Source organism: Shewanella sp. AC91-MNA-CIBAN-0169 (genome assembly GCF_040310165.1).
In the GTDB taxonomy this organism is placed as follows: Bacteria; Pseudomonadota; Gammaproteobacteria; order Enterobacterales; family Shewanellaceae; genus Shewanella.
In genome coordinates this window covers 1-271 of record NZ_JBEOPM010000115.1, presented here as the reverse complement: position 1 = coordinate 271, position 271 = coordinate 1, and the positions used below count along the sequence as shown (strand labels likewise).

General features: G+C 51.3%; 1 protein-coding gene. It reads left to right on the top strand.

All coding sequences use genetic code 11. The features are described from left to right. Nucleotides 1–30: 30 nt before the first annotated feature. On the top strand, nt 31–271 hold a 241-nt coding region (locus AAEY98_RS22335; RefSeq protein ID WP_502959662.1), incomplete at its 3' end, for a DEAD/DEAH box helicase family protein.

Here is a 271-nt window from a genome sequence, read left to right as displayed (position 1 = left end):
CTTTTTATGTCTGCATCTATGCCCGCTTATATGAGTGACCCTACCGAAGAGCAGCTTGCTGCGCTTAATATGGCGATGGATCATAAATCGTTTAAGGTGGTCGCTTATGCCGGCGCGGGTAAAACGACTACTCTAAAGCTGATTGGTGAGCGGCTGCGTGGTCGCGGTTTGTACTTAGCCTTTAACAAGGCTATAGCTAATGATGCGCGCGCCAAGTTTCCAGGACACGTCGACTGCCGGACCTTTCATTCGCTCGCCTATCGCCATGTGC